This window comes from Actinoplanes sp. NPDC020271 (assembly GCF_044388125.1).
GTDB lineage: Bacteria > Actinomycetota > Actinomycetes > Mycobacteriales > Micromonosporaceae > Actinoplanes.
Genome location: NZ_JBIRWQ010000012.1, coordinates 77,582 through 100,948, shown reverse-complemented (window position 1 = coordinate 100,948; position 23,367 = coordinate 77,582). Strand labels below are relative to the sequence as shown.

25 protein-coding genes and 1 riboswitch are annotated in these 23,367 nt (G+C 71.0%); of the genes, 20 read left to right on the top strand and 5 right to left on the bottom strand.

From position 1 onward, the window contains the following. Positions 1 to 23 precede the first annotated feature (23 nt). The 7 genes from metK (at position 24) to ACH442_RS25545 (ending at position 8,591) form a co-directional block, all read left to right on the top strand. A complete protein-coding gene (metK, locus tag ACH442_RS25575) occupies positions 24 to 1,214 on the top strand; it encodes a methionine adenosyltransferase (protein ID WP_396340627.1) in 1,191 nt (396 codons plus the stop codon). 442 nt (positions 1,215 to 1,656) lie between these two features. Then, a complete protein-coding gene (locus ACH442_RS25570; protein ID WP_396340626.1) occupies positions 1,657 to 3,786 on the top strand; it encodes a primosomal protein N' in 2,130 nt (709 codons plus the stop codon). Between the two features lie 53 nt (positions 3,787 to 3,839). After that, a complete protein-coding gene (gene def / locus ACH442_RS25565) occupies positions 3,840 to 4,397 on the top strand; it encodes a peptide deformylase (protein WP_396340625.1) in 558 nt (185 codons plus the stop codon). Between the two features lie 4 nt (positions 4,398 to 4,401). After that, positions 4,402 to 5,328 (top strand): methionyl-tRNA formyltransferase, encoded by a 927-nt coding sequence (fmt, locus tag ACH442_RS25560; RefSeq protein WP_396340624.1) that lies wholly within the window; start codon positions 4,402 to 4,404, stop codon positions 5,326 to 5,328. After that, a complete protein-coding gene (locus ACH442_RS25555; protein WP_396340623.1) occupies positions 5,325 to 6,794 on the top strand; it encodes an RsmB/NOP family class I SAM-dependent RNA methyltransferase in 1,470 nt (489 codons plus the stop codon). The genes fmt and ACH442_RS25555 overlap by 4 nt, the downstream gene beginning before the upstream one ends. A 118-nt stretch (positions 6,795 to 6,912) precedes the next feature. Further along, the gene (rpe, locus tag ACH442_RS25550) at positions 6,913 to 7,593 is read left to right on the top strand and encodes a ribulose-phosphate 3-epimerase (RefSeq protein WP_396340622.1); all 681 of its coding nucleotides are present in this window, start codon (positions 6,913 to 6,915) and stop codon (positions 7,591 to 7,593) included. Next, positions 7,590 to 8,591, top strand: a complete 1,002-nt coding sequence (locus ACH442_RS25545) for a response regulator (RefSeq protein ID WP_396340621.1) — start codon at positions 7,590 to 7,592, stop codon at positions 8,589 to 8,591. The genes rpe and ACH442_RS25545 overlap by 4 nt, the downstream gene beginning before the upstream one ends. 331 nt (positions 8,592 to 8,922) lie before the next feature. Here the strand turns inward: ACH442_RS25545 and ACH442_RS25540 are convergent, their stop codons facing one another. Both ACH442_RS25540 and ACH442_RS25535 read right to left on the bottom strand, forming a co-directional pair. Then, positions 8,923 to 9,579 (bottom strand): lysophospholipid acyltransferase family protein, encoded by a 657-nt coding sequence (locus ACH442_RS25540; protein ID WP_396340777.1) that lies wholly within the window; start codon positions 9,577 to 9,579, stop codon positions 8,923 to 8,925. Between the two features lie 5 nt (positions 9,580 to 9,584). Beyond that, positions 9,585 to 10,175 carry a TetR/AcrR family transcriptional regulator gene (locus tag ACH442_RS25535; protein WP_396340620.1) on the bottom strand — a complete coding sequence of 197 codons (591 nt, stop codon included), beginning with the start codon at positions 10,173 to 10,175 and terminating at the stop codon, positions 9,585 to 9,587. 76 nt (positions 10,176 to 10,251) lie between these two features. Between ACH442_RS25535 and ACH442_RS25530 the strand changes: the two genes are divergently transcribed. From ACH442_RS25530 to ribH, 5 genes are all read left to right on the top strand, one after another. Then, a complete protein-coding gene (locus tag ACH442_RS25530) occupies positions 10,252 to 11,433 on the top strand; it encodes an aminotransferase class V-fold PLP-dependent enzyme (RefSeq protein ID WP_396340619.1) in 1,182 nt (393 codons plus the stop codon). 61 nt (positions 11,434 to 11,494) lie between these two features. Beyond that, a riboswitch (FMN riboswitch) is annotated at positions 11,495 to 11,670 on the top strand. A 285-nt stretch (positions 11,671 to 11,955) separates the two neighbouring features. After that, positions 11,956 to 13,011 carry a bifunctional diaminohydroxyphosphoribosylaminopyrimidine deaminase/5-amino-6-(5-phosphoribosylamino)uracil reductase RibD gene (ribD, locus tag ACH442_RS25525; protein ID WP_396340618.1) on the top strand — a complete coding sequence of 352 codons (1,056 nt, stop codon included), beginning with the start codon at positions 11,956 to 11,958 and terminating at the stop codon, positions 13,009 to 13,011. Positions 13,012 to 13,014: 3 nt separating this feature from the next. Beyond that, on the top strand, positions 13,015 to 13,614 hold the full coding sequence (locus ACH442_RS25520) for a riboflavin synthase (RefSeq protein ID WP_396340617.1): 600 nt from the start codon (positions 13,015 to 13,017) through the stop codon (positions 13,612 to 13,614). Further along, a complete protein-coding gene (locus ACH442_RS25515; protein WP_396340616.1) occupies positions 13,607 to 14,815 on the top strand; it encodes a bifunctional 3,4-dihydroxy-2-butanone-4-phosphate synthase/GTP cyclohydrolase II in 1,209 nt (402 codons plus the stop codon). The genes ACH442_RS25520 and ACH442_RS25515 overlap by 8 nt, the downstream gene beginning before the upstream one ends. Positions 14,816 to 14,860: 45 nt before the next feature. Continuing rightward, entirely contained in the window at positions 14,861 to 15,337 is a 477-nt protein-coding gene (ribH, locus tag ACH442_RS25510) for a 6,7-dimethyl-8-ribityllumazine synthase (RefSeq protein ID WP_396340615.1), read from the top strand. Positions 15,338 to 15,471: 134 nt separating this feature from the next. On the opposite strand, the gene ACH442_RS25505 is transcribed toward ribH, so the two are convergent. The 3 genes from ACH442_RS25505 to ACH442_RS25495 are packed head-to-tail and all read right to left on the bottom strand — an operon-like array spanning position 15,472 to position 17,920. Next, positions 15,472 to 16,212 (bottom strand): amino acid ABC transporter ATP-binding protein, encoded by a 741-nt coding sequence (locus ACH442_RS25505; RefSeq protein WP_396340614.1) that lies wholly within the window; start codon positions 16,210 to 16,212, stop codon positions 15,472 to 15,474. Then, complete coding sequence (locus ACH442_RS25500) at positions 16,212 to 17,051, bottom strand: amino acid ABC transporter permease (protein WP_396340613.1); 840 nt, start codon at positions 17,049 to 17,051, stop codon at positions 16,212 to 16,214. The genes ACH442_RS25505 and ACH442_RS25500 overlap by 1 nt, the downstream gene beginning before the upstream one ends. After that, positions 17,048 to 17,920 carry an ABC transporter substrate-binding protein gene (locus tag ACH442_RS25495; protein ID WP_396340612.1) on the bottom strand — a complete coding sequence of 291 codons (873 nt, stop codon included), beginning with the start codon at positions 17,918 to 17,920 and terminating at the stop codon, positions 17,048 to 17,050. Before ACH442_RS25495 ends, ACH442_RS25500 begins: the two co-directional genes overlap by 4 nt. Positions 17,921 to 17,998: 78 nt before the next feature. Between ACH442_RS25495 and ACH442_RS25490 the strand changes: the two genes are divergently transcribed. The 8 genes from ACH442_RS25490 (at position 17,999) to pheS (ending at position 23,367) form a co-directional block, all read left to right on the top strand. Further along, positions 17,999 to 18,262, top strand: a complete 264-nt coding sequence (locus ACH442_RS25490) for a phosphoribosyl-ATP diphosphatase (RefSeq protein ID WP_396340611.1) — start codon at positions 17,999 to 18,001, stop codon at positions 18,260 to 18,262. Between the two features lie 43 nt (positions 18,263 to 18,305). Beyond that, positions 18,306 to 19,148 (top strand): ATP phosphoribosyltransferase, encoded by an 843-nt coding sequence (gene hisG, locus ACH442_RS25485; RefSeq protein WP_396340610.1) that lies wholly within the window; start codon positions 18,306 to 18,308, stop codon positions 19,146 to 19,148. Next, the gene (locus ACH442_RS25480; protein ID WP_396340609.1) at positions 19,148 to 19,606 is read left to right on the top strand and encodes a PH domain-containing protein; all 459 of its coding nucleotides are present in this window, start codon (positions 19,148 to 19,150) and stop codon (positions 19,604 to 19,606) included. The genes hisG and ACH442_RS25480 overlap by 1 nt, the downstream gene beginning before the upstream one ends. 334 nt (positions 19,607 to 19,940) lie before the next feature. Beyond that, positions 19,941 to 20,558: a translation initiation factor IF-3 gene (infC, locus tag ACH442_RS25475; protein ID WP_396340608.1), complete on the top strand. Its 618-nt coding sequence runs from the start codon at positions 19,941 to 19,943 to the stop codon at positions 20,556 to 20,558. A gap of 55 nt (positions 20,559 to 20,613) precedes the next feature. Beyond that, a complete protein-coding gene (rpmI, locus tag ACH442_RS25470) occupies positions 20,614 to 20,808 on the top strand; it encodes a 50S ribosomal protein L35 (protein WP_014693393.1) in 195 nt (64 codons plus the stop codon). A gap of 38 nt (positions 20,809 to 20,846) precedes the next feature. Beyond that, positions 20,847 to 21,239 (top strand): 50S ribosomal protein L20, encoded by a 393-nt coding sequence (gene rplT, locus ACH442_RS25465; protein WP_043528305.1) that lies wholly within the window; start codon positions 20,847 to 20,849, stop codon positions 21,237 to 21,239. A 121-nt stretch (positions 21,240 to 21,360) separates the two neighbouring features. Then, a complete protein-coding gene (locus tag ACH442_RS25460; protein WP_396340776.1) occupies positions 21,361 to 22,134 on the top strand; it encodes a TrmH family RNA methyltransferase in 774 nt (257 codons plus the stop codon). A 171-nt stretch (positions 22,135 to 22,305) separates the two neighbouring features. After that, entirely contained in the window at positions 22,306 to 23,367 is a 1,062-nt protein-coding gene (gene pheS, locus ACH442_RS25455) for a phenylalanine--tRNA ligase subunit alpha (protein ID WP_396340607.1), read from the top strand.

The following is a 23,367-nucleotide window of genomic DNA, read 5'->3' as shown; positions in this document are numbered from 1 at the left end:
GTTTTCGACAACTGAGGAGCACCGTGGCACGCCGCCTGTTCACTTCCGAGTCGGTCACGGAAGGCCACCCGGACAAGATCGCTGACCAGATCAGCGACGGGATTCTCGACGCCCTGCTCGCGCAGGACCCGCGCAGCCGTGTCGCGGTCGAGACCCTGATCACCACCGGCCAGGTGCACGTAGCGGGCGAGGTCACCACCCAGGCCTACGCCGACATCCCCAGCATCGTGCGCGACACCATCCTGCGGATCGGCTACGACTCGTCGAAGAAGGGCTTCGACGGCGCGTCGTGCGGCGTCTCGGTCTCCATCGGCTCCCAGTCGCCGGACATCGCCCAGGGGGTGGACAGCGCTCTCGAGCTGCGCTCCGGGGACAGCGAGCACGTCCTCGACTCCCAGGGTGCCGGCGACCAGGGCATGATGTTCGGGTTCGCGTGCTCCGAGACGCCCGAGTTGATGCCGCTGCCGATCGCGCTGGCGCACCGGTTGGCGCGGCGGTTGTCGGTGGCGCGTAAGGACGGGCTGATCCCGTATCTGCGTCCGGACGGTAAGACGCAGGTGACCATCGAGTACGACGGGCTGCGCCCGGTCCGGCTGGACACGGTGGTGGTCTCGTCGCAGCATGCCGCGGACATCTCGCTGGACTCGCTGCTGACGCCGGATGTGCGTGAGCACGTGATCAACCCCGAGCTGGAGGGCCTCGGCCTGGAGACCGAGGGTTACCGGCTGCTGGTCAACCCGACCGGTCGCTTCGAGATCGGTGGCCCGATGGGTGACGCCGGTCTGACCGGCCGCAAGATCATCGTTGACACGTACGGTGGGTACGCGCGGCACGGTGGCGGGGCGTTCTCCGGCAAGGATCCGTCGAAGGTGGACCGGTCCGCGGCGTACGCGATGCGCTGGGTCGCCAAGAACGTGGTGGCGGCCGGGCTGGCCGAGCGGTGTGAGACCCAGGTGGCGTACGCGATCGGTAAGGCGCACCCGGTCAGCCTGTTCGTCGAGACGTTCGGCACCGAGAACGTGCCGGTCGAGCGGATCGAGAAGGCCATCAACGAGGTGTTCGACCTGCGTCCGGCCGCGATCATCCGGGACCTGGACCTGCTGCGGCCGATCTACCAGCAGACCGCGGCGTACGGGCACTTCGGCCGGGAACTGCCCGACCTGAAGTGGGAGAGCACCGACCGCGCTGCCGACCTGAAGGCCGCCGCGTCCTGATCGCCGCTCTGCCCTGATGGCTGCTTGTTCTGACGGCGGCTCTGAAAAGCCGGCGTCCGCACGTGCGGACGCCGGCTTTCGCCGTTCCGGGCCGCTGTGGTCGCGGTTCTGCCGTCCAGGCGGCGCTCGCCGCCGGTCAGGGCTGCGGTCGCCGGCCGGCTCCCAGAGGTGCCGCAACCCGCCTGACACGCCCCTGGGAGCCGGCCGCGCCGGCGAGGCGGGGCGACGGGGGTGTACCGACGCCTGACACGCCCTGGGAGCCGGCCGGGCCGGCGGGGCGGGGCGGCGGGAGTGTCTCGACTCCGGGAGCCGGCCGGGCACCCCGATCTCCCGGTCGAGCAGCGCGGACCCCGGCATCTGCCCGGGATCGCAGCGGTTCGGACGGCACGGTGCGGCCTCGCCGGAAAGATCTTGTCGGGGGGTGCGGGCAGAATGTTCGGCGATGGTGACCAGAAGTGTGCGAGCGGAGCGGGAGCCGGCGGAGCGTCTGCCGGTGGCGCGAGTGTGTGTCGACGTTCAGCTGCCGCATCTGGATCGCCCGTTCGACTATCTGGTCCCCGGCGAGGACGACGAGGCCGCGCAGCCGGGGGTGCGCGTCAAGGTGCGGTTCGCCGGGCAGTTGGTCAGCGGATTCCTGCTGGAGCGGGCCGAGGCGTCCGAGCATCAGGGCAAGCTGGCCTACCTGGAGAAGGTGGTCTCGCCCGAGCGGGTGCTCGACCCGGAGATCGCGCGGCTGGCGCGGGCGGTGGCGGATCGCTATGCCGGCAGCCTGGCCGATGTGCTGCGGCTGGCAGTCCCGCCCCGGCACGCCCGGGTGGAGTCGCAGGCGGCCCGGGAGCCCGGCTCGGAGCAGGACGCCGGGCCGGCAGCCGAGCCGGCGGGGGACGGTGCTGAGCCGGCTGGGGACGGTGCTGAGCTGGCGGGGGATGGTGCCGCCGGAGCCGGAGCCGGAGCCGGAGCCGGAGCCGGAGCCGGAGCCGGAGCCGGAGCGGACGGCACGGGGCGGGAGTTCCGTGAGCCCGAGCCCGGCGGCTGGGACGCCTACGCGACCGGCCCGGCCTACCTGACCGCGCTGGAGGAGGGCCGCCCCGCCCGAGCCGTCTGGTCCGCCCTGCCGGGGGAGGCCTGGCCGCTCCGCATCGCCGAGGCCGCCGCCGCGACCGTCAAGGGCGGCCGCGGCGTCGTGATCGTCGTCGCCGACGCGCGGGACCTGGACCGGGTCGACCGGGCGCTGGGCACGGTGCTGGGCGAGGGCCGCCACGTGGCGCTGAACGCGGCTCTCGGCCCGGCCGAGCGCTATCGGCGGTTCCTGGCGGCGAGCCGTCACCAGGTGCCGGTCGTGGTCGGGACCAGGGCCGCGATGTGGGCCCCGACGACCGATCTGGGGCTGGTGGTGATCTGGGACGACGGCGACGACCTGCACGCCGAGCCCCGCTCGCCGTACCCGCACGCGCGGGAGGTGCTGCTCACCCGGGCGCAGCTGGCCGGTTCCGCGGCGCTGGTCGGCGGGTTCGCCCGTACCGGGGAAGGTCAGCTTCTCCTGGAGACCGGGTGGGCCAGGGAGATCGCGGCGGAGCGGATGACCCTGCGGCGACGGCAGCCGGCCATCTCGCCGACCGGGGACGATCCGCAGCTCGCCCGTGATCCCGGCGCGGTGACCGCCCGTCTGCCGAGCCTGGCCTGGCTGACCGCGAAGCAGGCGCTGGAGGCCGGGCATCCGGTGCTGGTCCAGGTGCCGCGACGGGGCTATCTGCCGTCGGTGGCGTGCGCCGAGTGCCGCACTCCGGCGCGCTGCCCGCACTGTTCCGGGCCGCTGGGGCTGCAGGGTGCGCACGACGTGCCGATCTGTCACTGGTGCGGGCGCGGCTCCCCGGCGTACACGTGCCCGGCCTGCGGCGAGCGGCGGCTGCGCGCCTCGGTGATCGGCGCCCGGCGCACGGCCGAGGAGCTGGGGCGCGCGTTCACCGGTGTGCCGGTGCGCACGTCCGGGCGGGACGAGATCTTGGACACGGTGACGGGTGACCCGGCGATCGTCGTGGCGACCCCGGGCGCCGAGCCGGTGGCCGAGGGGGGTTACGGCGCGGTGCTCCTGCTCGACACGTGGGCGCTGCTGAGCCGGGCCGACCTGCGCGCCGCCGAGGAGACGATGCGCCGCTGGCTGAACGCGTCGGCGCTGGCCCGCCCGGCGGCTCAGGGCGGCCGGGTGATCGTCGTGGCCGACGGTTCGCTGGCGCCGGTGCAGGCCCTGCTGCGCTGGGACCCGGGCTGGTTCGCCGCCCGTGAGCTGGCCGAACGCCGCGAGTTGGGTTTCCCGCCGGCGGCCCGGATGGCGAGCGTGACCGGCCCGGCCCCGGCTGTCGCCGAGCTGTTGACGATCGCCGATCTGCCGGACGGCACCGAGCAGCTCGGCCCGGTCCCGGCCCGTGACGACCAGGAGCGGATGCTGCTGCGGGTGTCGCGTTCCCGGGCGGCCGGTCTGGCCCACGCGCTGCACGTGGCGGCGGGGGTGCGCAGCGCGCGTAAGGCGGCGGTCGCGGTCCGCATCCAGGTGGACCCGGCCGAGCTCTTCTAGGTCCGTAGACTGTCTGGCAGCCGTTTTTCTCTCAGGTCTAGGAGTTCCGCCGAGTGACCGTCCAGCCCATCCGTCTCTTCGGCGACCCGGTGCTGCGCACTGAGGCCGACGCGGTCGTCGACTTCGACAAGGAACTGCGCAAACTGGTCAAGGATCTGACCGACACGATGCTCGACGAGGGCGGCGCCGGCCTGGCCGCCCCGCAGCTCGGGGTCGGTCTGCGCGTGTTCACGTTCGACGTCGACGACGTGGTCGGGCACATCGTCAACCCGGTGCTGTCGTTCCCCGACGAGGAGGAGCAGGACGGCCCGGAGGGCTGCCTGTCGATCCCGGGCATCTACATCGACACCAAGCGCCGGCAGAACGTGGTGGCGAACGGGTTCAACGAGCACGGCGACCCGATCCAGCTGGTCGGCACCGGCCTGATGGCCCGTTGCGTGCAGCACGAGACCGACCACCTGGACGGTGTGCTGTTCCTGGACAGGCTGGACTCCGCGTCCCGCAAGGACGCGATGAAGCAGATCCGCTCCGCCGAGTGGTATGACGCGGCCAAGCCTCCGACGATCAAGGAGAGCCCGCACGGCCGGGGCATCTTCGGCCTGGGACGGTGAGCTGATGCGCCTGGTCTTCGCCGGCACGCCCGAGGTGGCGCTGCCCAGCCTGGACGCGATCGCCGCGTCCGGGCACGACCTGCTCGCCGTGATCACCCGGCCGGACGCGCCGGCCGGTCGGGGCCGCCGCCTGGTGCGCTCGCCCGCCGGGGCGTGGGCCGACGAGCGCGGCATCGAGGTGCTGACGCCGGAGCGACCGCGCGAGCCCGAGTTCCAGGCCCGGCTGCGCGAGCTCGCGCCCGACTGTGTGCCCGTGGTGGCGTACGGCGCGCTGGTCCCGCCCACCGCCCTGGAGATCCCGAAGCACGGCTGGGTGAACCTGCACTTCTCCCTGCTACCGGCCTGGCGTGGTGCCGCGCCGGTGCAGCACGCCGTCCTGCACGGCGACGAGGTGACCGGGGCGAGCGTCTTCGAGCTGGAGGCGGGGCTCGACACCGGCCCGGTCTACGGCACGCTGACCGACCGGATCCGCTTCGACGACACCTCCGGTGACCTGCTCGGCCGGCTCGCCCACGAGGGTGCCGGCCTGCTCGTCGCGGTGCTGGACGCGATCGAGGCGGGCACCGCCCGGGCGCACCCGCAGCCGCACGACGGGGTCAGCCTGGCCCCGAAACTCACCGCCGAGGACGCGCGGGTCCGCTGGACCGACCCGGCTTTCGCGGTGGACCGGCGGATCCGGGCGTGCACCCCGGCGCCGGGCGCGTGGACGACGCTGCGCGACGATCGGCTGAAGCTGGGCCCGGTCCGGCCGATCGCGAACGCGCCGCGTCTGGAGCCGGGCGAGCTGCGGGTGGAGCGCACGCAGGTGCTGGCCGGCACGGCGACGACGCCGGTGCAACTGGGCGAGGTCCGCGCGGCGGGCAAGAAACCGATGGCCGCGACCGACTGGGCTCGCGGGATGAGAATTGAAGCAGGGGAGAAGCTCGCGTGACTGAGCACAGGGCTTCACGGCCGCACGGCGCCGGCCCACGACGGCCGTCCGGGCCGGGGGATCACCGCGATCAGCGCAGCGGCCGGGCGCCGCGGGCCGGGCGTCCGCCGTCCGACCCGGCGCGGCAGGCGGCGTATGAGGCGATCGCCGCGGTCAACCGCGACGACGCGTACGCGAATCTGGTCCTCTCCGACATCCTCGACGGCTTCGGCCTGCACGGGCGGGATGCGGCGTTCGCCACCGAGCTGACCTACGGGACGTTGCGCGCGCTGGGGACGCTCGATCTGATCGTCGCCCAGGCCGCCGGCCGTGACGTCGCGCGGATCGACCCGCCGGCCCGCGACGCGTTGCGCCTCGGGGCGTACCAGTTGCTCTACACCCGGGTCCCGTCGCACGCCGCGGTCAACCAGACCGTCGACCTGGTCCGTTCGGTGGCCCCGGGCGCGGCCGGTTTCGCCAACGCGGTGATGCGCACGATCTCCGAGACGACCCTGGAGGCGTGGCTGGAGCGGGTCACCCCGAAGCAGGAGGACGACCCGGTCGGTCACCTCGCCGTCCAGCACCACCATCCGCAGTGGATCGTGCGCGCGTTCGCCGAGGCGCTCGGTGGCGACCTGGAGGAGACCGAGCGGCTGCTGATCGAGGACAACCAGCCGCCGGCCGTGCACCTGTGCGCCCGTCCGGGCCGGGCCGACGCGGTCGAGCTGGCCGACGAGGTCGGCGGCGTGCCGGGCGCCTTCTCGCCGTACGCGGTGTATCTGAACGGCGGCGCCCCGCGTGACCTGGCCGCGATCCGGCAGGGCCGGGCCCACGTCCAGGACGAGGGCTCCCAGCTCGTCGCGGCCGCGCTGCTCGCCGCCCCGGTCGAGGGCCGCGACACCCGCTGGCTGGACCTGTGCGCCGGCCCCGGTGGCAAGACCGGCCTGATCGGCGCGATCGCGGCCGGCCGGGGCGCCGAGGTGACCGCCGTCGAGGTGGCCGAGCACCGCGCCCGCCTGGTCGAGCAGGCCACCGAGGGCATGCCGGTGACGGTCTTCCCGATGGACGGCCGCTCGGTCGGCCGCGACCCGGACCTGCCGGAGGAGGCGTTCGACCGGGTGCTGGTCGACGCGCCGTGCACGGGGCTGGGTTCGCTGCGCCGCCGTCCGGAGTCGCGCTGGCGCCGCCAGCCGGCCGACCTGCCGCCGCTGACCCGGCTGCAGCGGGAGCTGCTGGTCGCAGCGCTGCGCGCGGTCCGTCCCGGTGGCGTCGTGGCGTATGTGACGTGTTCCCCGCACATGGTGGAAACGCAGGTCACGGTCAGCGAGGGCGCCCGTCGCAGCGGCGTCGAGGTGGACTTCGTCGACGCCCGTCCGCTGCTGCCGCCGGGGATGCCGGGTCTGGGCGCCGGCCCGACGGTGCAGCTCTGGCCGCACCGCCACGGCACCGACGCGATGTTCCTGGCGGTGCTCCGCCGTACCAGCTGATCGGCAGAGGCCGCCGGCATGCGCCCGGCGGCCTTCGTCCACCGGCCCGCCGGCATGCGCGGCGGGCTTTGTCCACAGGCCCGCCGACGTGTCCGGGCCGAGGTTTTACACTTCAGCGGTGACGTCATCGCCGATCATCGCGCCGAGCATCCTCGCCTCCGACTTCTCCCGGCTCGCCGAGGAAGTGCACGCCATCGAGGGGGCGGCCGACTGGGTGCACGTGGATGTCATGGACAACCACTTCGTGCCGAACCTCACGCTCGGCCTGCCGATCGTGCAGAGCCTGCGCAAGGCGACCACGATCCCGTTCGACGTGCACCTGATGATCACGGATCCGGAGCGCTGGGCCCCGGGCTACGCCGAGGCGGGGGCGTACAACGTGACGTTCCACGCCGAGGCCTGCGACAACCCGGTCGCGCTGGCCAAGACGCTGCGCGCGGCCGGCGCCAAGGCGGGCCTGGCCATCGACCGCGACACCCCCGTCGAGCCGTATCTGGAGTTGTTGCCCCATCTGGACACCGTCCTGATCATGACGATCAAGGCCGGGTTCGGTGGGCAGAGCTTCCTGCCGGAGATGCTCGACAAGGTGCGTGACGTGCGCCGCCGGGTCTCCGTCGGGCACCTCGACATCCGCATCGAGGTCGACGGTGGCATCGCCGCGGACACCATCGCGCAGGCCGCCGAGGCCGGGGCCGACGCGTTCGTGGCGGGCACCGCCGTCTATGGGGCTGCCGATCCCGCCGAGGCCGTGCGTAAGCTTCGTGCACTGGCTGCCGAGCGCATGGGGAAATCGATGTGAGTAATGCCGAGCCGGGGCCCGTGGTCGACGACTTCGGGCTCGACGCCGAGGAGCAACGACCCGACCTCATCCTGGTCGTCGACGACGATCAGGACATCGCGAGCTTCGTCGAGTTCAACCTCAAGGTGCACGGCTTCGAGGTGATCCGCGCCCGCGACGGGCAGGAGGCGCTCGACCTTATGGAGGAGCATCGCCCGGATCTGGCCGTCGTCGACTGGATGATGCCGCGGATGGACGGTGTCGAGCTGATCCGCGCCCTCCGCGCCGACCCGCTGACCTCGGCCCTCCCGGTGATCATGCTGACCGCCAAGAGCATGACCGGCGACAAGGTGGTGGGCCTGACCACCGGCGCCGACGACTACCTGACCAAGCCGTTCGACACGGCGGAGCTGATCGCCCGCGTCTCCACCACGCTCAAACGCAACAAGGAGTTCCGCGAGGTCTCCCCGCTGACCGGCCTGCCCGGCAACGCCCGCGTCCGCCGCGAGATCGCCGACCGGATTCGCAACGGCGGCGACTACTCCGTCGGCTATATCGACATCGACCGATTCAAGAGCGTCAACGACGTCTACGGCTTCGACCGCGGCGACGAGTTCATCGGCGCCATGGCCCGTAGCCTGCAGCGCGCCAGCGCCTCCACCGGCAAACCGTCGATCTTCCTCGGCCACATCGGCGGCGACGATTTCGTCTTCATCTGCCACCCGGACCAGGTGCTCCCGCTGACCAAGAGCATGGTGACCGATTTCGAGTCCGCCGCCGACCGGCTCTACGACCAGAAGGACGCCCAGCGCGGCTACATCGAGGTGCCCGACCGCCGCGGCAACAAGCAGCGTGCGGCCCTGGTCACGCTCTCCATCGGCGTCGCCCAGGCCACCGCCGGCGGCCGCCAGTTCACCGACCCGCGCATGGTCATCGCCGTCGCCTCGGAGATGAAGAAGGTCGCGAAATCCCAGCCGGGGTCGTATGTCGCGATCGACCGCCGCCGCGAAACGGAATAACCCGAAGATCAACGTCAAGATCTTCATGTCCTACGTCCGCTGTGGTCCAGGTCCGCCGCTCCCGCGGGGACCCTTCCGGCCCTCGCAGGGCCGTGGCCGGCCCAGAACGCGAGGCCCGGAAGGGCGGCCTCCGTGGCGGGTCGAGCTCAGGGCAACCAACCGGCTCGAACCTCCCGCTCGTCGACAAGCCCCACCCGTCGCAGCCCGCGACCACTGCTGAGGGCTCGGGCCCGGTGCCGGCTCGCGGGCCTGTGCCCGCCGGACCGGGTCAAGGGCTGGACGGTTCGCTGCGGGGTGAGCCACGTGTGGTGGCTGGGCGGGCCGCTGTGGGTCAGGAGGGGCGGGCGGGTGCGTAGGTGGGGACGTACTCCTGGGACGTCAGGGACTGGATGGCGGCGATCAGGTCGTCGGTGAGCCGGCGGGCGTCCTGGGCGGACTCGACCTTGACCGGGATCGGCGGGCCGAAGGAGATCGCGATCGGGTGGCGGCGCGGCATGCGGTGGCCGGCCGGGCGGACCTGGTCGGTGCCGCGGATGCCGATCGGGACGACCGGGACCCCGGCCTGCGCGGCGAGCCGGACCGCGCCGGTGCGCCCGCGATAGAGCCGGCCGTCCGGTGAGCGGGTGCCTTCGGGGAAGACGGCGACCAGGCCCCCGGCCCGCAGGATCGGGACCGCGGCGTCGAACGCGGTCAGCACGGCTCGTCCGCCGGCCCGCTCGACCGGGATGGCGCCCATCCCGGTGACGACCCGGCGGGTCAGGTCGCCGCGGAGGCCGGGCGCCCGGAAGTACTCCGCCTTGGCCCAGAACGCGACGTGCCGTGGCGTGTTGACCCCGAGGAAGAGCTGGTCGGCGATGGCGTGGTGGTTGGAGCAGAGGATCGCGCCGGTGTCCGCCGGGATGTTCTCCAGCCCGGTGACGGTCGTGGGCCAGAACGTGCGCAGCAGGACGCCCAGTGTGCGGTGGGCTCCGGCGTAGAGGGGTGGCATGCGGGTCATCGGGTACCTTCCGGGCCGAGGTGCGCGGTCAGGGTGGCGTCGACGAACGGGATCGGGTCGGTGGCCTCGGTGGCGAGGGTCAGCGAACCCCAGTTCCAGAGTTGTGCGGTGCCGTGCAGGGCGCCCCAGATCGCCGCGGCGGTCACCTGCGCCGGCACCTCGGGGGAGACCGGGCGCGCGGCTTCGACCAGGTCGGTGAAGAGCCGGAAGATCGGGAGTGAGGCGTCACGCAGTCCGAGTTCGCCGTCACTGGAGAGCAGGTCGTGCCGGAACATCAGCTCGAACATGCTGCGGTTGGCGGCGGCGAATCGTACGTACGTACGAGCAATGGTCGTGATCTTCGATCGTGGATCTTCCGGGGTGGTGCCGAGGGCTGTCGTGATCTGGGCGGAGAGGTCGGCGAATCCGGAGCGGGCGATGGCCGACAGCAGGGACAGATGGGTCGGGAAGTAGCGGCGGGGAGCGCCGTGCGAGACGCCGGCGCGGCGCGCTATCTCACGCAGTGAGAGGGTGCCGGGACTTTCCGTGCGCAACAATTCCGCCCCGACGTGGACCAGTCGATCGCGTAAGGCATCGTCAGGGGCCATAGACAGTGTCTACCAGAGCGCGTAGACACTGTCTACGACAGTCGCGCGGACGCGGCCGGTCTGAAATTCTCGACGCATGGACGTCGACGCGCTTCGTGCCGGCACTCCCGGGTGCCGCCACCGGATCCACCTCAACAACGCGGGCGCGGGGTTGATGTCGCAGGAAACCCTGGACGTGGTCGTCGGGCATCTGCGGCTCGAGGCCGAGATCGGCGGTTACGAGGCGGCGGACGCGGCGGCCGAACGGCGGGCCCGCGTCCACTCCGGACTGGCCGAGCTGCTCGGTGGCCGGTCCGACGAGATCGCTCTGTTCGACAACGCGACGCATGCGTGGCAGGCGGCGTTCCACGCGGTGCCGCTGCGGGCCGGCGACCGTGTGCTGACCGGCCGCAACGAGTACGGCAGCAACGTCCTGTCCTACCTGCACCTGGCGCGGCGGACCGGCGCCGAGATCGTGGTCGTGCCGAACGACGCATCGGGGCAGATCGACACGTACGCGCTGGCGGGTCTGATCGACGAACGCACGAAACTCATCGGGCTGACGCACGTGCCGACCGCCGGTGGCCTGGTCAACCCGGCCGCCGAGGTGGGTCGCATCGCCCGGGCCGCCGGGGTGCCCTACCTGCTGGACGCCACCCAGTCGGTCGGCCAGTTCCCGGTCGACGTCGAGGAGATCGGCTGCGACTTCCTCTGCGCCACCGGGCGCAAGTTCCTGCGCGGGCCCCGCGGCACCGGCTTCCTCTGGGTGCGCAGTGGCATCCTGGACCGGCTCGACCCGCACATCGTGGAGATCGAGTCGGCGGACTGGGACGGCGCGCGCGGCTTCGACTGGGTGCCCGGCGCCCAGCGGTTCGCCACCTGGGAGCTGAACCACGCGGCTGTGCTCGGTCTCGGCGCGGCCGTCGATCAAGCGCTCAACCTGGGCCTCGACGAGATCGGCAAGCGCAACTCCGAGCTCGGCGACCGGATGCGCGGCCTGCTGGAGGACATTCCCGGCGTGACCGTTTACGATCTCGGGCAACGCCAGTGCGCGATCGTCACCGTGAAGGTCGACGGGGTGGACTCCGCGCAGGTGGTGACCCGGCTCGCGGCCGAAGGCGTGAACGTGACCAGCACCGTCCCGGGGCACCAGCAGTTCGACACCGAGGACCGGAATCCGCCGCCGCTGATCCGCTTCTCGCCGCACTACTACAACACCGAGGACGAGGTCGAGCACGCTGCCGCCCTGATCGGTGCCATGGTCAACAAGCCTTTGTGAGATCGGCGACGCGTGGGGTGGCAAATTCCCGATCGCGTGCAAGACTCAGGGGTAACCCACCACGCGCTGGCGGGACTCGGTGAAATTCCGAACCGGCGGTGATCTGCTGCGCAAGCGGCGGTAAGCCCGCGACCCGGACGTCAAGACCATGGCGGCCGGTGGACCTGGTGAGACTCCGGGGCCGACGGTTGATCGGGCGCAAGCTCGGTCAGACAGTCCGGATGGGAGACAGCGCGCGGAATCGGACGGGTGTGCCCTCAGCGGGGCTACATCCGCGGGTGCACCCTCGGTGAGGGCGGCATCCGGCCGGGGTGCGCGAAGCGTACCCATCGTGTCTGATTCCTGGCGTTTTCTCCCTCAAGCTCGTCGCGCGTGAACACGGCCGCGTGGCGAAAGTCGCGCAGTCCCAGGGCCGCGCGAGTCCCCCTGCGCGGCTGTCACGGCCGCGCGGCGCCAACCGCGCGGTCACCGGGCCGCGCGATCCCCTCGCGTGGCGCACCGCGCGAGAGGACGACGACGCCGATGGTGACCGAGGACGAGGCGATGCGCCGCGCGATCGCGCTGGCCGGCCGGGGCCTCGGCACGACCAGCCCGAACCCGGTCGTCGGCTGCCTCCTGCTCAGCGCCGACGGCGAGGTCGTCGGCGAGGGCTTCCACGCCTACGCGGGCGGCCCGCACGCCGAGATCGTCGCGCTGGCCCAGGCCGGCGAGCGGGCCCGCGGCGGCACCTGCGTGGTCACCCTCGAGCCGTGCAACCACACCGGCCGCACCGGCCCGTGCTCGGAGGCGCTGATCCAGGCCGGCCTGCGCCGGGTCGTGATCGCCGTCGACGACCCGAACCCGGTGGCCTCCGGCGGCGCCGCCACCCTGCGAGCGGCCGGCGTTCAGGTCGAGACCGGGGTCCGCCGCGCCGAGGCCGAGCTCGGCAACATCGCCTGGCTGACCGCGGTGCGCCGCTCCCGCCCGTTCGTGACCTGGAAGTTCGCCGCCACGCTGGACGGCCGCTCGGCCGCCGCGGACGGGACGAGCCAGTGGGTCAGTTCCGCCGAGTCCCGCTTCGACGTGCACGAGCTGCGCAGCACCGTGGACGCGATCGTCGCCGGGGTCGGCACGGTACTCGCCGACGATCCGCAGCTGACCGTCCGTGACCTGCGGGACGGCTCGCTCGCGATCAAGCAGCCGTTGCGTGTGGTCGTGGACTCCCACGGGCGTACGCCGGAAAATGCCCGCGTCCGTGACGCCGCCGCCGCGACCTGGATCGTCACCGCGGCCGAGGCCGGTCACGGGCCGGACGGCCGGGTCGACCTGACCGCGGTCCTCACCGAGTTGCACGCCCGCGGCATCCGCAACGTCCTGCTGGAGGGCGGTCCGACCCTGGCCGGCGCGTTCCTCGCCGCGGGCCTGGTCGACCGGGTGATCGGCTATGTCGCGCCGAAACTGCTCGGCGCCGGCCGTCCCGCCCTGGTCGACGCGGGGATCGGCACCATCGCCGACGCCCTGGAGCTCGACTTCACCGACATCGCGCAGATCGGGGGCGACCTGCGCTTCACCGCAACGCTCCGCCAGAAGGAGAACTGAAAAATGTTCACCGGCATCGTCGAGGAACTGGGCGAGATCGTCCGCCTCACCGAGGGCAGCGAGGACTCCGCGGTCATCGCTGTGAAGGGCCCGCTGGTCACGTCGGACGCGCGCGACGGCGACTCGATCTCCGTCAACGGCGTCTGTCTCACCGTGATCGACAACGTCGACGGCGTGTTCACCGCCGACGTGATGGGCGAGACGCTGCGGCGGTCCTCGCTGGGCGCGCTGAAGGTCGGCGGCAACGTGAACCTGGAGCGCGCCGCCGCACTGGGCAGCCGCCTCGGCGGTCACCTGGTGCAGGGCCACGTGGACGGGGTCGCCGAGCTCGTCGCCCGCGAGCCGGCCGACCAGTGGGAGGTCGTCACCTTCTCACTTCCGGCCGATCTCGCGCGATATGTGGTGGAGAAGGGTTCGATCACGGTGGACGGGGTGTCGCTGACGGTCATGGCGGTCACCGACGACACGTTCTCGGTCGGGATGATCCCGGCCACCTCCAAGCACACCGTGCTGGGCAGCAAAGCCATCGGCGAGCCGGTCAACCTCGAGGTCGACGTGATCGCCAAGTACGTCGAGAAGATGCTGGGGAGCCGCAATGTCTGAGAGCGTCGAGCGCGCGATAGCCGAGATCAAGGCCGGCCGGCCGGTGATCGTGGTGGACGACGAGGACCGGGAGAACGAGGGCGACCTCATCTTCGCGGCCGAGCACGCCACCCCGGAACTGGTCGCGTTCATGGTCCGCTACACGTCCGGCTACATCTGCGTGGCGATCACCGAGGACGAGGCCGACCGGCTCGACCTGCCCCCGATGTACCACACCAACCAGGACAAGAAGGGCACGGCGTACGCGGTGGCGGTCGACGCCCGGCACGGCGTGAGCACCGGCATCTCGGCCGCCGACCGCGCGCGGACGATCAGCCTGCTCGCCGCGGCCGACACCGAGCCGGGTGACCTGTCCCGGCCCGGCCACGTGGTGCCGCTGCGGGCCAGGGCCGGTGGCGTCCTGCGCCGCCCGGGTCACACCGAGGCCGCGATCGACCTGGCCGTGCTGGCCGGTCTCCGCCCGTCCGGCGCGCTCTGCGAGATGGTCAACGACGACGGCACCATGCAGCGCCGCCCCGACCTGGAGAAGTTCGCGGTCGAGCACGACCTGGTGCTGGTCACGATCGCCGACCTGGTGGCATATCTGAAGGAGAGGGCCGGCAAGCAGGTCGAGCGCGTGGTCGAGACGACCATGCCGACCGAGCACGGCGTCTTCACCGCGGTCGGCTACCGGACCTCGGCCGACAACGGCGAGCACGTGGCCCTGGTCTACGGCGACCTCGCCGACGGGGAGGACGTGCTGGTCCGGGTGCACTCCGAGTGCCTGACCGGGGACGTCTTCGGGTCCCGGCGCTGCGACTGCGGCCCCCAGCTCGACGCGGCCCTGGAGCGGGTCGCCGCGGCCGGGCGTGGCGTCGTGCTCTACATGCGCGGGCACGAGGGGCGCGGCATCGGGCTGCTGCACAAGCTTCAGGCGTACCAGTTGCAGGACCGGGGTTTCGACACCGTCGACGCGAACCTGGAGCTGGGCCTGCCGGCCGACGCGCGGGACTACGGGACCGGTGCGCAGATCCTCTACGACCTGGGCGTGCGCTCGATGCGCCTGCTCACCAACAACCCGGCGAAACGGGCCGGCCTGGAGGGCTACGGCCTGCGGGTCACCGGGCGCGAGGCGCTGCCGGTCCGGCTGCACCCGGAGAACGTGCGCTACCTGCGGACCAAGCGGGACCGGATGGGCCACCTGTTCGAGGCGTTGGGCTGACTCGGCCCGGTTCTGCGGTGATGATGACGACAGAGGGGGAATCTCATGGCCGGCTTCGGTGATCCACACACCCAGCCCGTCGACGCGGCCGGGCTGCGGCTCGGCATCGTCGGCTCACGCTGGCACAACGACCTGGTCGACCACATGGTGGAGCGGGCCAAGGCGGCCGCCGAGGCGTGCGGCGTCACCGACGTCGTCGTGGCCCGGGTGGCCGGCTCGGTCGAGTTGCCGGTGGTCGCGCAGGCGATGGCCAAGCGGTTCGACGCGGTGGTCGCGCTCGGCGTGGTCATCAAGGGCGAGACCCAGCACTTCGAGTATGTGTGCGATGCCGTCACGGCCGGGCTGACCCGGGTCTCGCTGGACGAGCAGACGCCGGTCGCGCACGGGGTGCTGACCGTGCAGAGCCTCGGGCAGGCCCGGGACCGGGCCGGCCTCGAGGACTCGATCGAGGACAAGGGATGGCAGAGCACGGTCGCCGTCCTCGACGCCGCGCTCGCCATCCGCGAGGTTCAGAAGTACTGAGTTGATGGCGCCGCCTGCGGCGTCGCGGCATTGCGCCCTTGGCGGCTGACGGCGAGAGCCCCGGAGAAGACCACGGTTTCGCCTAGTCTTTTCCGGGGCTCTCGCCGTCAGCGGGCGCAATGCGTTGTGCTGGGCTACAAGCGGCCGGCTTCGATGATGCGGGTCAGGAACTGCCTGGTTCGCGGCTCGACGGGGTCGCCCAGCACCTGCTCGGGCGGGCCCTGTTCGAGAACCCGGCCGTTGTCGAGGAAGGCGACGCGGTCGGCGACCTGCTTGGCGAAACCCATCTCGTGGGTGGCCAGCACCATTGTCATGCCCTCGGCTTTCAGGTCCCGGATCATGGTGAGCACCTCGCCGACCAGTTCCGGGTCGAGCGCCGAGGTCACCTCGTCCAGCAGCAGGAGCCGTGGGCTGTTGACCAGCGCACGGACGATCGCCACGCGCTGCTGCTGACCGCCGGAGAGCCCGTCGGGGAACGCCTTCGCCTTGTCGGCCAGCCCGACCCGTTCCAGCCAGGTCATGGCCTGGTCACGCGTCTCGGCGGCGGCCCGCTTGTGCACCCGGGTGGGGGCGAGGGTGATGTTGTCCAGCACGGTCATGTGCGGGAACAGGTTGAAGCTCTGAAAGACAAGACCGATCTTCCGCCGTACGAGGTCAGGATTGACCTGAGGGTCGGTGATCTCCGCGCCGTCCAGGAGGATCGTTCCGTCGTCGATCTCGGTGAGCAGGTTCACGCAGCGCAGCAGCGTCGACTTGCCCGAGCCGGACGCGCCGATCAGCGCGACCACCTCGTGCTCGGCCACCTCCAGGTCGAGGCCGTCGAGCACGACGTTGCCGCCGAACGTCTTACGCACGTCGGTACAGGAGAGCAGCATCACGTTCCCGCGTTCTGGGCCCGGGCGGCACGCAGCGTCACCCGGTCGGTGATCACGATCAGGGGGAGGGCGAGCAGGACGAAGAGCACGGCGGCGACCACGTACGGCGTGAAGTTGGCCGACTGGGCCACGCCGATCTGGGCCGCCCGGATCGCGTCGATCGCCCCGGCGAGCGAGATCAGGCCGACGTCCTTCTGCATCGACACGACATCGTTGAGCAGCGGCGGCGCGACCCGGCGGACCGCCTGGGGCAGCACCACGTGCCGCATCGCCTGGCGATAGCTCAGGCCCAGCGAGCGGGCCGCGGCGACCTGACTCGGATGCACCGACTCGATGCCGGCCCGGAACACCTCGGCCAGGTACGACCCGTAGGTGATGGTGATCGCCGCCCCGCCGAGGATCAGCACGTCCGGCGTGCCCTGCAGGCGCAGACCGGGAATGCCGAAGGCGAACAGGTAGATCGTGATGATCAGCGGCACGCCCCGGAACGAGTACGTGTAGCCGGTGGCGAGCATGCGCACCGGGAACGCGACCGGCCCCCGCAGCGTGCGCAGGACGGCGACCAGCAGGCCGAGCAGCAGGGCAAGCGGGGCGCAGATCACGAACAGCCGGATGTTGAGCCAGAAGCCGTCGAGGATGTCCGGCAGGTACTTCGTGGCGACGTCCCAGTTGAAGAACGACTGCTTGACCCGCGGCCAGCCGGGCGACCCGGTGATCCCGACCGCGAGCAGGGCGCCGACGGCGGCGGTGGAAAGGGCGGCGAGCAGAACGGAGCGGACCGTCTGCCGGCGACGGAAGGCGATCCGCTCCTGCTGCCGCTCACTTGGCGCGTACGTCACTTGAGTTCAGGCGCTCCGGCGTCGGAGAGCCAGGTCTTCTCCTGCTCGGCGAGGGTGCCGTCCTGACGCAGCTGGTCGACGGCCGCGCTGACGCAGCCGGTCAGCTTGGAGCCCTTGTCCAGCACCAGGCCGAACTGCTCGGGCACGCCGACCTGCGGCAGCTGGCCGAGGATCACGCCGTCCTTCAGCTCGGCCGCGGTCATGTAGAACGCGGTCGGCAGGTCGACCACGATGCCGTCGACGGTGCCGTTCTCCAGGGCCGCCTTGGCGTCGTCGTTGCTGTTGTACACCAACGGCTTGGTGGCCGGCTTGATGATGTCGGTGACCGCCTGGTAGCTGGTCGTGCCGACCTGGGCGCCGAGCTTCGCGCCGGCCAGGTCGGCCAGCGACCTGGCGTTCGCGATCTTGGACTTCTTGGTGGTGATCACGGTCTGCCGGACCAGGTAGTACGGCGACGAGAAGTCGACGGCCTGCTTGCGCTCGTCGGTGATCGAGAACTGGTTGATGTCGAAGTCGAACGTCTTCGGCCCGGGCGCGATGGCGTTGTTGAACGTCACCGACGTCCAGACCACCTGCTCCTTGGTGTAGCCGAGACGCTCGGCGACCTTGTAGGCGACCGCGGACTCGAAGCCCTGGCCGTTGTCGGGCTTGTTGTCCTTGAACCAGGGCTCGTACGCCGGGTTGTCGGTCCCGATCGTGAGTTTGCCGGCGGCGACCGTGCCGGCGAGCGCGCCGGACGGGCAGGCCTTCACCGGCGCGGACGGGGATGCGGATGTGGTGGTGTCGTCCTCGACCGGGGAACAGGCCGTGACGGTGGCGAGCGCCAGCACGGCGCCGCCGACGAGGATGGGGGTGAGACGGCTGACCATGCCGGGCAGCTTAAAAGACGTCCCACGGGCTGGGGCCGTTCGTAGTCGGACCGTAATGAGCTGCAACAATCGTCTCCCGTGAAGACGTTCGAAGAACTGTTCGCCGAGTTGCAGCGCAAAGCGGCCGAACGAACCCCCGGCTCGGGCACGGTCGAGGCGCTCGACCGTGGAGTCCACTTCATCGGGAAGAAGGTCGTCGAGGAGGCGGCCGAGTCCTGGATGGCGGCCGAGCACGAGGGCCCGGAACGAGCCGCCGAGGAGCTCTCGCAGCTCTTCTACCAGGCACAAGTCCTGATGATCGCCACCGGTCTCGAGCTGAAGGACGTGTACCGACATCTCTGACGTGCGGTCCCGATCCGTCCGTCGAGAACGAAGGAGCACGTCAATGCTGCGCATCGCCATTCCGAACAAGGGCAACCTCTCCGCGCCGGCCTCGCAGATGCTGAAGGACGCCGGTTACCGTCAGCGCACCGACCCCAAAGACCTGGTCTGCCGTGACGAAGCCAACAACGTCGAGTTCTTCTACCTGCGTCCCCGCGACATCGCCACGTACGTCGGCTCGGGTGACCTGGATCTCGGGATCACCGGCCGCGATCTTCTGGTCGACTCCGGTGTCCCGGCCACGGAGCTGCTCGACCTGAACTTCTCCGGTGCCACGTTCCGCTGGGCCGTCCCGGCCGGAACGCTGTCGTCGGTGGAGCAGATCGGCGGCAAGCGGATCGCCACCGCGTTCCCGGGCCTGGTCAGCAACTATCTGACCGAGCACGAGCTGAAGGCCGACGTGGTCCGCCTCGACGGTGCGGTGGAGAACGCGGTCCGCCTCGGTGTCGCCGACCTGATCGCCGACGTGGTGGAGACCGGCGCGACGCTGCGCCAGGCCGGCCTGGTCACGCTCGGCGAGCCGCTGATGCGTTCGTCGGCGATCCTGATCGGGCGTCACGCCGAACCGCCGGCCGGCGGCGCCCAGCTGCTGCGGCGGCTCAACGGCGTCCTGGTCGCCCGCAACTTCGTGATGCTGGCCTACGACGTCCGCGCCGATCTGCTGGACCAGGCCACCGCGCTGACCCCGGGCATCGAGTCGCCGACGGTCTCCCCGCTGCACCGTGAGGGCTGGGTCGCCGTCGAGGCGATGGTCCAGCGCAGTGCGGTGCACAAGGTGATGGACGAGCTGTACGAGCTGGGCGCGCGTGCCATCCTGGTGACGGATATCGCGAATTGCAGGTTGTGATGACTGACGTGAACTTTCGTCCGCAGAAGATCCGCTGGGTCGCCGGTTCGCTGGCGGCCGGTGTGGTCGTGCTCTTCACCGTGCTCAGCTTCGGGCTGCACGGGCAGGCCGGGTTCGAGAACGCCGGCCAGCCCGGCTCGGGCAGCTTCCAGCGCGGTGACCAGGCCGCGATGATCGGGCTGGGAGTGCTGATCGGGCTCGGCATCCTGGCGTTCTGCCGGCCCCGGGTCCGCGCCGACGACCAGGGCGTGCACGTGCGCAACGTGGTCGGCGGTTACGACCTGCCGTGGAACGTGGTGCGGGCGGTCCGGTTCGACCGGAACTCGCCGTGGGCGCAGCTGGAGCTGCTCGACGACGAGCAGGTGTCGATCCACGCTCTGCAGGCGGTCGACAAGGACTATGCGGTCGACGGCGTACGGGCGCTGCGGGCTCTTCATAACGCTGCTCAAGACGCCTGATAGACTGGCGGGCAGTCGACCACGTCCTGCCTAAAAAACAGGACGCGAAAGAGGAGCCCGCTGGTTCCCACCCGAGTCACCGACGTGGCTGGGTCCGGTCATCCGAGCAGGGAATATTTCCTGTCCGGGGCGCGTCCTCCCCATGGACGCCGATGACCGGTCGAGCGGGCCTTGGCATGCGCGCCTGAGTTTGAATTCAAACCAGGCGTGTGCTGCCGAGGCCTTCTGCTTTCCCGGCCGTTCCCGCCGTCTGCGGGGAGCGGTGAACCGGGGCCGACCGACATTGGCAGATATAGGTACGTTCTGAGGAGGCCCCATCAGCGTCGAACCACGCGTGAACGAACAGATCCGGGCTCGAGAGGTCCGACTGGTCGGTCCGGAGGGTGAGCAGGTCGGCATCGTGCCGGTCGAGCGCGCGCTCCAACTGGCCGCGGATGTCGACCTGGACCTGGTCGAGGTTGCTCCGATGGCCCGGCCGCCGGTGTGCAAGCTCATGGACTTCGGCAAGTTCAAGTACGAGAGCGCACTGAAGGCCCGCGAAGCGCGGCGCAACCAGCAGCAGACCGTCATCAAGGAAATGAAGCTCCGGCCGAAGATCGACCCGCACGACTACGAGACCAAAAAGGGTCACGTGGTGCGGTTCCTCAAGGCGGGCGACAAGGTCAAGGTGACGATCATGTTCCGCGGTCGTGAGCAGAGCCGCCCCGAGCTGGGGTTCCGCCTGCTGCGACGGTTGAGCGAGGAGATCTCCGAGCTCGGCTTCGTGGAGGCCAGTCCGAAGCAGGACGGCCGAAACATGATTATGGTGCTGGCACCGCACCGGGCCACCAAGGCCGCCGCGGTTGCCGCGGTCGCCGCGGGCGCCAAGCCGGCCCGGGAACCGCGTGAAGGTGACGGCACCGAGGTTGAGTCGGCCGAGCCAGCCGACACCCCAGCAGCAGCAGTAGAGTAGTCAGCTTTTCCCCACGGCTCCGGTCGTGGGGAAAGATCAGAAAGAGGCGTTCTAAGTGCCGAAGATGAAGAGCCACACCGGCATGGGTAAGCGGGTGAAGGTCACCGGCAAGGGCAAGATCGTGCGTGAGCTGACCGGCAAGCGCCACCTGCTCGAGCACAAGTCCTCCCACGTTACCCGCCGGATGACCGGCACTGTCGTGGTGGCCAAGGTTGACGTCCCGCGAGTGAAGAAGCTTCTGGGCCGCTGACGCGCGCCTGACACGTTCCCCTGTAAGGAGTACTTGAAATGGCACGCGTCAAGCGGGCGGTAAACGCCCAGAAGAAGCGCCGCACTCTGCTCGAGACCGCGAGCGGCTACCGCGGTCAGCGCTCCCGCCTGTACCGCAAGGCCAAGGAGCAGGTGCTGCACTCGATGCAGTACTCGTACCGTGACCGCCGTGACCGCAAGGGCGACTTCCGCCAGCTGTGGATCACGCGCATCAACGCGGCGGCCCGGTCCAACGGCATGACCTACAACCGCCTCATCCAGGGCCTGAAGCTGGCTGAGGTCGAGGTCGACCGCAAGATCCTGGCCGACCTGGCGGTCAACGACGCGGCGGCGTTCGCTGCCATCGTCGAGGTCGCTCGCGCGGCCGTCGCGGCCGAGGGCACCGGCGGCGCGGCCGCTCAGGCTGCCTGAGTCTCGCGCACTCGAAGGAACGCCCCCCGAGCGATCGGGGGGCGTTTCCCGTTCGGGAAGTCCCGCGCCCACTCGCAGCGGCTTCGTGAAGCTGCCCAGCCGACCCGAGATCCCGGAGCAGATGTTCACACCGCGTACCCCCCGCATCGTCGCCGCCCGTCGTCTGCAGCGCCGCCGCGATCGTGACCAGGCCGGTCGTTTCCTCGCCGAGGGCCCGCAGGCCGTCCGCGAGGCGCTCGCCGCCGGCGTCGTGCTGGAGCTCTTCGGCACCCCGGCCGGGCTGGAGCGGCACGCCGAGCTGACCGCGCAGGCGCCCGAGGTGTCGCCGGTCACCGACGAGGCCATGGCGGCGCTGGCCGAGACCGTGCAGCCGCAGGGCCTGGTCGCACTCTGCGAGCAGGTGGACGTGCCGATCGGCGCCGCGCTGGCGAAGTCGCCGAAACTGGTCGCGGTGGTCGCCGAGATCCGCGACCCGGGCAACGCCGGCACGATCCTGCGCACCGCCGACGCGGCCGGCGCCGGAGCGGTGATCTTCGCGGGGGACGCCGTCGACCCGTACAACGGGAAATGCGTTCGTGCCTCGGCGGGCTCGCTCTTCCACCTGGACGTGGTCCGTGCCCCGCTGGACGTGCTGACCCTGCTGCAGGATTCCGGCCTGCAGGTGCTCGCGACCAGCGGCACCGGGTCGGACGACGTCGACTCGCTGCTCGACGGCGGTCTGCTGACGGCGCCGACGGCGTGGCTGTTCGGCTCGGAGGCCCACGGTCTCCCCGACGACCTGTTGAAGAACGCCGATCGGCGCGTACGGGTTCCGATCTACGGTGGCGCGGAAAGCCTTAACCTGGCCGCGGCGGCGGCGGTCTGCCTGTATGCGAGTGCTCGCGCGCAGCGCTGAGGGTAGACTGGCCGCCATGTCAGGTCCGAGGGAACTGTTTATCCGGCCCGCTGGTCGCGGGCGCCGGATCTGACTCTCCTGCGCGAACTTCGCTGACCGGCGGGCTGCGGCTCAGCCGTGCCTCCGTACACTGCCCGATGGCTCATCCGGTGTGAGGGAGTTCGCCCAGCCATGTCTTACCGCAACGATCCGTACGATCCTAAGCAGGCCGTCCTGCTGGCGCCCGAGTCGCTCGAAGCCGCCGTCACCGACGCCGAGAAGGCGTTCGCGCAGGCCACCGACCTCGACGCGCTCGTCGCGCTCAAGCCGGCGCACCTCGGCGACCGTTCGCCCGTGTCGCTGGCCCGCCGGGAGATCGGCTCGCTGCCCCCGGCCGCGAAATCCGACGCCGGCAAGCGCGTCAACGTCGCCCGCCAGGCCGTCCAGAGCGCTTACGACGCCCGGCAGGCCGAGCTCGAGGCCGACCGCGCCGCCCGCGTGCTGGTCGAGGAGCGGGTCGACGTCACCCTGCCGTGGGGCCGCCGCCCGCGCGGTGCGCGTCACCCGCTGACCACCCTGATGGACCACATGGGTGACGTCTTCATCGGCATGGGTTACGACATCGTCGACGGCCCCCAGCTGGAGCTGGAGTGGGCCAACTTCGACGCGCTCAACATCGGGCCGGACAATCCGGTCCGCGGCGCCTCCGACACGTTCTTCGTGGACCTGCCGGGCCTGGTCATGCGTACGCACACGTCCCCCGGCCAGGTGCGCACCATGCTCACCCGCAAGCCGCCGATCCGCGTCGTCAGCCCCGGCCGGGCGTACCGGACGGACGAGCTGGACGCCACGCACACCCCGGTCTTCCACCAGATCGAGGGCCTGGTCATCGACGAGGGCATCACGATGGCCCACCTCCGCGGCACCCTGGACCACTTCGCCAAGGCGATGTTCGGGCCGGACGCGCGCACCCGCTGGCGCCCGCACTACTTCCCGTTCACCGAGCCGTCCGCGGAGTTCGACGTCTGGTTCGCGCAGCACCGCGACGGCCCGCGCTGGGTCGAGTGGGGTGGCTGCGGCATGGTCAACCCGCGGGTGCTCACCGCGTGCGGGATCGACCCGGCGACGTACTCCGGGTTCGCCTTCGGCATGGGTGTCGAACGGACCCTGATGTTCCGCAACGGCGTCTCCGACATGCACGACATGGTCGAGGGCGACGTGCGGTTCACCACGAACTTCGGAATGGAGTCCTGA